General features: G+C 51.9%; 7 protein-coding genes and 2 pseudogenes. 8 read left to right on the top strand and 1 reads right to left on the bottom strand.

Annotation, left to right across the window (positions count from 1 at the left end):
• From H6F43_RS23110 to H6F43_RS11595, 3 genes and pseudogenes are all read left to right on the top strand, one after another.
• Positions 1 to 302, top strand: a pseudogene (locus tag H6F43_RS23110) (NAD(P)/FAD-dependent oxidoreductase); the annotation flags it as partial.
• 15 nt (positions 303 to 317) lie between these two features.
• Positions 318 to 474: pseudogene (locus H6F43_RS11600) on the top strand (IS1 family transposase); the annotation flags it as partial.
• Positions 475 to 565: 91 nt separating this feature from the next.
• Complete coding sequence (locus H6F43_RS11595; protein ID WP_190342922.1) at positions 566 to 2,206, top strand: deoxyribodipyrimidine photo-lyase; 1,641 nt, start codon at positions 566 to 568, stop codon at positions 2,204 to 2,206.
• A 163-nt stretch (positions 2,207 to 2,369) separates the two neighbouring features.
• Here the strand turns inward: H6F43_RS11595 and H6F43_RS11590 are convergent, their stop codons facing one another.
• Complete coding sequence (locus H6F43_RS11590; RefSeq protein WP_190342921.1) at positions 2,370 to 3,941, bottom strand: hypothetical protein; 1,572 nt, start codon at positions 3,939 to 3,941, stop codon at positions 2,370 to 2,372.
• Positions 3,942 to 4,123: 182 nt separating this feature from the next.
• On the opposite strand from H6F43_RS11590, the gene H6F43_RS11585 reads away from it, so the two are divergent.
• The 5 genes from H6F43_RS11585 to H6F43_RS11565 all read left to right on the top strand — a co-directional run bounded on the left by H6F43_RS11585 (position 4,124) and on the right by H6F43_RS11565 (position 7,566).
• Positions 4,124 to 4,375: a hypothetical protein gene (locus tag H6F43_RS11585; RefSeq protein WP_190342923.1), complete on the top strand. Its 252-nt coding sequence runs from the start codon at positions 4,124 to 4,126 to the stop codon at positions 4,373 to 4,375.
• A gap of 56 nt (positions 4,376 to 4,431) precedes the next feature.
• Positions 4,432 to 5,919, top strand: a complete 1,488-nt coding sequence (locus H6F43_RS11580) for a hypothetical protein (protein ID WP_190342920.1) — start codon at positions 4,432 to 4,434, stop codon at positions 5,917 to 5,919.
• A gap of 181 nt (positions 5,920 to 6,100) precedes the next feature.
• Complete coding sequence (locus H6F43_RS11575; protein ID WP_190342919.1) at positions 6,101 to 6,253, top strand: hypothetical protein; 153 nt, start codon at positions 6,101 to 6,103, stop codon at positions 6,251 to 6,253.
• Between the two features lie 6 nt (positions 6,254 to 6,259).
• Complete coding sequence (locus tag H6F43_RS11570; RefSeq protein ID WP_190342918.1) at positions 6,260 to 6,904, top strand: Uma2 family endonuclease; 645 nt, start codon at positions 6,260 to 6,262, stop codon at positions 6,902 to 6,904.
• Between the two features lie 350 nt (positions 6,905 to 7,254).
• Positions 7,255 to 7,566, top strand: coding sequence for a hypothetical protein (locus H6F43_RS11565; RefSeq protein ID WP_190342917.1), 312 nt, complete (start codon positions 7,255 to 7,257; stop codon positions 7,564 to 7,566).
• The last annotated feature ends 274 nt before the right edge of the window (positions 7,567 to 7,840 follow it).

The raw sequence follows: 7,840 nt of genomic DNA, 5'->3' as shown, positions 1-7,840 counted from the left end.
GAATCAAGTCGTCGATCGCGTGCTGGATAAACTGGCAGACTACGCGCCCAACCTTAAAAACGCCATCATTGCACGTCACGTGGAAAGCCCGCCTGAGTTGGAGAATCGCTTAGGCATGCTCAAAGGAAACTATTATCATCTCGACATGACCTTTGATTCAGATGATGTGCTTCCGTCCGCTGCCTGAGTTGACAAACTACAAGACCCCGATCGACAACTTGTTCCTAACGGGAGCCGGAACGCACCCGGGCGGCTCTGTTTCTGGACTTCCGGGGCGCAACTGTGCCCGTGTCTTCCTGCAAACTAGGCGACCCACTATAACCCGAGTTGACGGTGAAAATACACGCTTGCGGCATATTTACACGACTACATCGCAAAACACTGTGCTATTCCAAGTCAAAAAAAATGCTGAGGCATTTAATCTGCTTGTTACTTCACTACTTGCGATTTTGGGATGTCCCGATTCCTACTTGATTCCTTCCACTATTCAGCAATGCCAAAGTCCATTCAAATAATCCCCTCACTTAACTTTTGCTAGGCTGAAGTTGGTCTCTAATCTGTCCCTATGAACCGCACGATCGTCTGGTTTCGTCGCGATCTCCGAATTGCTGATCATGCACCACTCTATCGTGCCGCTCAACGCGGAGCAGTCATTCCCGTTTTCATTCTTGATCGCGCGTTACTGCACCATCCTGAAACCGCATCTGCTCGCGTCGCCTTCATGCTGGAGTGCTTGCGATCGCTTGACGCTGACCTACGAGAACGAGGAGGACGACTGATTCTGCGATCGGGCAATCCAGTAGACGTGTTGCCGCAGCTGATTCGAGAAACACAAGCCGAGGGAGTCTATGCTTACACCGACTTTGAACGCATCTACGGTCGAGTCCGGGATGCGCGTCTCAATCGAGCCTTGGCTCAGCAGCAGCTTAAGATCCGCTGGTTCGAGCCACTTGGCACCGTTGCTGATCTCGTCACTGCACAGCAGTATCGGGAGGTGTGGTACGGCGACATGAAGGCGGCGATCGTCCCGACTCCAAGCCGCATCCAGGTTCCCCCCGAGGTATCGAGTGATCCTATCCCCTCCTTGGCAGCAGTCGGACACCTCAATGATGGTAAGCCCCTCCCGCCTGCTAGCACCAAGGCAGCCCGACAACTTCTCCAGCAATTCATTGAACAGAAAACAACCCGCTACTATTGGCAGCTTTCCTACCCGAGTGCAGAAGCCACATCCGGGCTGAGTCCGCACATCAAATTTGGCGTAATCTCGCTGCGAGAATGCTATCAAACCGTGCAGCTCCTGAAGAATATGCCGGATGAGCGCATTCAGCGCAGTCGCAAACAGTTCATCTCCCGCTTACGCTGGAACAGCGGTTTTGCTCAGCGATTCCGCTACCTACCACAACTTGAAGTGCGATCGCTCTATCAGGAATTTGAGGAAGCGGATGAGGCGTTTGATGAGACGCTGTACCAAGCTTGGCAGCAAGGACATACCGGTTTTCCCATCATTGATGCCGCGGCTCGCTGCCTCTTGGCAACTGGCGGGTGGCAAGCACTCAACTTCCGTACCCGTGCGTGCTACGCCAGCTTTTTGAGCAACTTGTTAGGCATTGATTGGCGATATGGCGCGTTGCACTTCATGCGACATCTGATCGATGGAGACTGCCCGATCGACCACTACCAATGGGCAATGCAAGCTGGGATTACGTCCGCCATCGACCTGAGCTGGACGCGCATCTACAACCCTGGACAAGTGGCAGTTAAGCGCTTTGATCCTGAGGGGCAGTTCATCCAGCAGTGGGTTCCAGAACTGAGGCACCTGCCTACCGAACATCTAGGATTACCGCTTCTGGTCAAAGACTATCCGCTGCCGATCGTGAACTATCAGCAGGCAAGAGCGCGGCGAATTCAGCAGCTTGAACAACGGCGTCAGGTATTCATGAAGCAGGGAAACATCGTTCCTTACCTGACTCGCCTACCGCAGAGTGTTGTTCCGTTTGGAGCCGATCGCTATGAGAGTGAGGTTGGGTGGGCGACCCTTCCTGATTGCGATCTATTTCCGGCTGGACTTGATCTCGATGCGCTAGATCTGGAGCAAGCAACAGCGCTGCGAACGTGGTTTATGGCTCCTGTTGGCGTCAACCCTCGTTCCACGTCCCAGCGCCGATCGCAGGTAGCTGTGCAAGAGGCTCAACTAACGCTGCTGTGATTTGTACCTGAAGGTTACGCCATCGCCCAGCTAGATTGCTGACAATGCCTCTTTTTGGCAACCATCAACCATTCCTGCTTACTTCAAGCAACTGATCACCGATTGCAGGACCAATGCGATCGCTCAAATTTGAGAACCTCTGCACGGCGAAGACAGAATTTTGCTACTTGATCGACAGCGCAACCTCAAGAGCTTGATCCAGGATTTCAGTCGCTTTTGCTCGATTTGCAACTCTGTCTTTGGCAAGATACTGGGTCGCGATCGTGGTCAGTGCGGCGCTCTTATACATTTTCGTTTGTGTCGCTTGGGCAACTCGTAATGCCTGGTCAAATTGTCCAGTTTGAGCGAATGATCGAGCTAAAGCAGGCATCAACCAATCTAAATGAGCAGGATCCTTAGACGGCGATGGAATCGACTGCACAATTTGCTTGGCCTGCTGTGGTTTTCCTGCCTCAGCATAAGCAAGCGCGACGTCAGGAAGGATGCCTTGAACTCGCTCCCGTTGAGCAATTTGCAACGCCTGGTCATACTGCTGATTTGTCAGATAATGTCTGACGATCTCAGAAAGAGCCAAGTTTTTTGTAGTTGAGAGCGATCGCGCCACCTTCACCGCCTCAGCAGCGTTTCCAGCTTTGGCATACTGCAGCGAGATCGCTTGCAACACTTGCTCTCGGTCTGTCCGCGTTTTAATTTGACCTGCTAACTGACGCGCAGTCTGAAGCTGTCCAATTTCAGCATATCCTCTGGCTACTTGGGTAACGGCAGAATTGCGAAATGAAGAGGGGGCTAATGCCTGTGCTTTCGATTGAGCGGTCGCTAAAATCGCCTTGGCTTGACTCAATTCCCCTACGGCTGCGTACTGAGTCGCAGCTTTGCTGAGAAGATGGACTGGTTCGGAGGGAAACCGAGTCGATCTCAGGGCTTGAAGTTCCGGTAGAACTTGATTGAGTAGCGCGATCGCTTGCGGTTTCTGTCCACTCCCAATCATCAAATCGGAAACTTGAAGGGTTTGCGTGATATCCCAGGAAATATCTTCTTGCGATTGCGACTGAGGACGAGCGCGGATACTCTCTAGAGCTTGCTGAAGCACGACTGGTAAAAATTCTGTTTGCCCGGTGCGCTTGAGTTCAAAGGCAATTCCCAAGATAGTTTGTCGCCGCATTCGGAGATCTGGATTGCGTTGAGTAAAGGCAATCGCTTCGTCTAAAACTTGCCTCGCTTGCTCAGGCTTTTGATCTTTCTGATACGAGTCAACCACTCTGATCATTGCGATCGGGCGAAACCAGTTATCTACTCCTCGAATAATTGCCAGCGCAAAATCGTAATAGCCTGCTTTTGCGTATTCACCCGCTCTGTTGAGCAATGATTCTTCTGGTGAGGTGGCACTGAGGGTACAGTTCGCGAGCGTCTGAGCCCGCCCAATCTGGAACGCTTTTGTGAGCAGTTGTTGCCCTTTACTCGCTTGACCTGCCAGCGTGTAGCCGTTGGCAACCCGCATCATCGGCGTGGCTTTGTAGCAGTCACTCTGCATGGTTTCTGTGAGAGATAGCGCTTGGTCCAACACTCTCACAGCCGCTGGCGATCGATCAATTGCGGCATATTGAAACGCAATCTCAGCCACTAAAGGAGCTTTAGACTCGCTTCTTTCCTTTCCAAATCCTGGCTCACTGGGCAATAGCACCGTAAGCAGAGCGATAACCATTAACCCTGTGCTTCGTCTGATTCCTAGTGCCATGTCTCTGCCCTCACGTTTGGGAATGCGGTGATAACTTAGGTGACGCAAAATCAAACGATGAGTTCGACTTGTGCGCCAAGGTTTACTCAAACTTCATCAATGCTTGCAACTGTTGCGGAGAGTAGGGGAAAAGGATTTGGATAAACGACGGGCGCTGATGCGGAAGCTTGATGCAATTGAAGATGTCCAGCAAGCCTCTGATGATCACAAGCAAAAAAATCCAGTTGTGGGCAAGCCGCTTGGAAAGGCACCAAGAACAACTTAAACAGAGATGGGAAGCTTGTGGACTACCGGAGTACATCGTCACCGATCGCGCTAAAGAATTCAAGTCTGTTCACCTCAAACACGATGCTCTAGTTGTCGTGAAGCCTGAAAATGGCTGTCATCTAACACCTGTCCGTCAAGACTTCGATCTTCCCCTGCATCTTTACTGACCACCCCCTGCCTCCCAGTACAATGCAGCAGGGTATTGCTACTGGGAGCCATCGCGATGCTAATTCTCAAGGCCGTAAAACCAACCGTTCTCAAGCGCGATCCGCTCAAACAAGCCTCAGCTTTGCCTCCAGACGCCAAATATGCACTGCCGCTTAATGCCACGCTGGAGCTAAGCGCCTCAGCACCCGCCGCCAACCAGCATCTTCAGGTGACACTCAAGCAACCGTTGCACGGCTTTGCCACCTGGTTTGCCTTTGCCGAGCATGTGCAAGTCATCAATCAAGCTGCTCTAGAGGCAGCCAAAGATCGAGCCGCTGTATTTAATCGCTTTCTCATTGCCGCCACGCAGCCCGGTTTTGATCAAAATAAACTCGCTTTCCTCGATCGCGGCGTGACTGACTCAGCCTTCGCTAACCAAGTTGCGGTGTATCCCGATCGACTGCGGCAACTACCCGATCAACGTACGATCGTTTCAATGGGCAAAACCATTCAACTATCCAGCACCCAACAAACCGTCACCTTCAGTCTCTATCCCCAAACGGGTATCATGCCACCGATCGATCAGACCGGGCTGGGGTTTTTGCATGCGGATATTCAGGAAGCCTGCGTGTGTGTAGGCAGCGTTGTGAATGGGCAGATGAACGCGCATTGGCTGGGGCGCAATGCTCTGACATTGGGGCAATTCTGGAGCGCCACCAAACTGGTACCGATGTTGAACGTCGTTTCGCAAGCCAATGCCAAATCAGCCACCACTCGGATTCAGGACTGTTTAATTCGAGCCGCCCAATCTCCAACCGACGCTTGGGAGTTTATTGAAGCGGCGATCGACATCGTCAGCTACCGCAAAGATGACGTGGTACACGACCTGATGATCTCCAATCAACTGTCGGATACCTTGAAGCGGTTTAGTTCACTGGCAAGTCTAGAACAGTGGTTTGCCAATCTGACAGGCAACAAAAGCTTAAAGTTTCGCGGCTACTATAGCGAAGCGCCCTTAATCGAAGAGCCAGTCTTGCAAGCGGGGACCACAATTATTCTGCGCGCTCAGCCTGCTGGTTCAGGAGGGGAAAATCTAATTTCTGCCTATGACCTGACGCGGCTCATCTCTATGCTGGGATGGCATCTGCACCTGTCTCCGGGGTCTAGATTGCCCGCCGCTCAGTGGCACAGCCTAGAAGCCGTGGTGAAAAGTTTGGGCTATGATTCCGCTCGATATGTTGATGTGGCGCTACAGGCATTGGGTCTGATCGACAGCATCCGAGCACCAGTGATTTTGTCAAAACTGGGGTTTGGCTCCTCCGATCGCCGCCGCCGCACAGAGTTATGCTACACAGCGCTGGTGCAATTTATCGACGATCGTCCTCAGTCCAAAGGGTTGCCAGCCAAATTAAGAACCATCGCCCTGACCCTGCGTGCAGCCGCGCAAAAGTTGAAACCCACGGGCGAGCGGGATCTAGACGAGGAAGCCCGCTGGCTCGATGCCCGTATGGCAGCGGAAGTGACCGAAATTTTGCGACGGGTGGTAACGGAAGAACTGGCGTAATTCGTCAGTGAGTTGCTCTGATTGTACCGATTGGATTACTTCAACGACTGCAAGGCAAACGGCAAGCTGCGCCTGACCTGTTTGCCGGAGCAACGAAACGGGTTGAGTTGCTGGCGATGCAGGCAGTTTTGTGCTGGCGCTGGTGTAGGTTCCCCAGTCGAAAGAATCTCCGGAGGGTGATGTGTTTCGATTGCGAGAAGTAGGTGGTGCGTACGGAAGCGACTGCGCAGTGCGCTATGTGCAGCAGCCATTTCAGCGGCAACCCGATTTTGGGGTGACAAGCGTGAACTATGATTGGAAACAACTGTGGGAGCAGGGACAATCCCCCGTATGAACAATCATGGTGACACTGCAACTGAGACAGTTAGACATTCCACCTGGTCAGCGCGTGTTGTTTCGCAATGTGGAGTGGGCAGAATATGAAGCAATTTTGGCGGAGCTGGGGGAACATCGATCGACCCGTTTAGCCTACAGCGAAGGAACCCTAGAGATTGTGGCTCCGCTACCAGAACATGAAAAAGCTAAAGTCGTTATCGGGGATTTGCTTAAAGCGCTGCTCGATGAGTTGGATATGAATTGGGAGTCGCTTGGCTCAACGACGTTTCGGCGTGAGGAAATGTCAGTCGGTATTGAACCCGATGATTGTTTTTACATTCAAAATCATGCGCTGATGATTGGTAGAGATCGAATTGATTTGACGATCGACCCCCCTCCGGATCTGGCGATCGAAATTGATGTCACCTCAAAAACTCGACTCAGCGCGTATGAAGCGCTGCAAGGGCCGGAGATCTGGCGCTATCAAAACCGTAAACTGCAAATTAATGTGCTGCAAGCCGGAAAATATGTAGAGTCACAAACGAGTCCAATGTTTCCCAATCTTCCGGTACTGACAGGCATTTCTCAGTATTTAGAAATGAGTCGCACAGCAGGCACGGCTCCAGCGATTCGAGCTTTTCGACGCTGGGTCCGAAAGCAGCTTCAGTAAAGAGAAATACTAATGAGTCTAGTGGCTGTGTACTGACGTGGCGATGAGTATGACCTATCGAATTGGCAGGGGTGGGTGATGCTTTTAGTTGGACTGGTAATTTGGGCGTTTGTGGCTGGAAGGGTTAAGGCAGAGAACGATCGCAATCCAGATAAGTAAATGTGCACACCTTAAAATGCCTTCTTCAAATACATAAACCAGTTTCAGGATGTTTGGTGAAAAGGACTGTGAAAGTAAGGCTGCTGTTAATGTTCCGGCACGGGCTACGAACTGGGGAAGCCTGTTTACTCGTAATTGCTCAACTAGATTGACCTAAGCAGGCTTTTGACAGGAGATGATACGCTTTTGCCATGAAGGAACTGCCCCCTTTGGATGAACTAAGCCACGCCCAAAAGGATGCCCTGATTCAAGGACTGTGGCAGGAGTTGCAAACGTTGCGCTCAGAGGTGGAAAAGCTGAAGCAAAAACAGGTCAAGAAAACGTCGCGTAATTCCAGTTTGCCTCCCTCCAAAGGCTTCAAGCCAAATCAGAGCAGTGCTGAGTCCACTCCCCTCAATGGCGAGGAAACGGGGAGTCATCGTAACGGTGGGCGAGCATTAAGCCAACAGCCGAATCAAGTCGTGGTTGCCCAAGCCAAGTCCCCACTGTGGAGTCGAAGTTAACCCATCAACGCAGCGCTTGAGTGGGATTTACGAGCGCATTGAATTGCCACCGCTCACCCCTCATATCACCCGGGTTGAACGTTACAGCGGGGTTTGTCCGTGTTGCCAACAGGCGTATGAAGCTCCTGTTCCGGTCGGTTTGGAGCCAAGGTCTCCCTTTAGCACCAGTGTTGCGAGTCTAGTGACTTATCTGCGCTACAGCCATGCCATCAGCTATCAACGGCTAAGCCAGTTGATGCGGGAGCTTTACGGTCTCAGCCTGTCCGAAGGAGCG

The organism is Leptolyngbya sp. FACHB-36, from assembly GCF_014695955.1.
Classification (GTDB): domain Bacteria; phylum Cyanobacteriota; class Cyanobacteriia; order Leptolyngbyales; family Leptolyngbyaceae; genus FACHB-36.
Note: the sequence above shows the minus strand (reverse complement) of the source record. Positions and strands in the feature narration are given on the sequence as shown.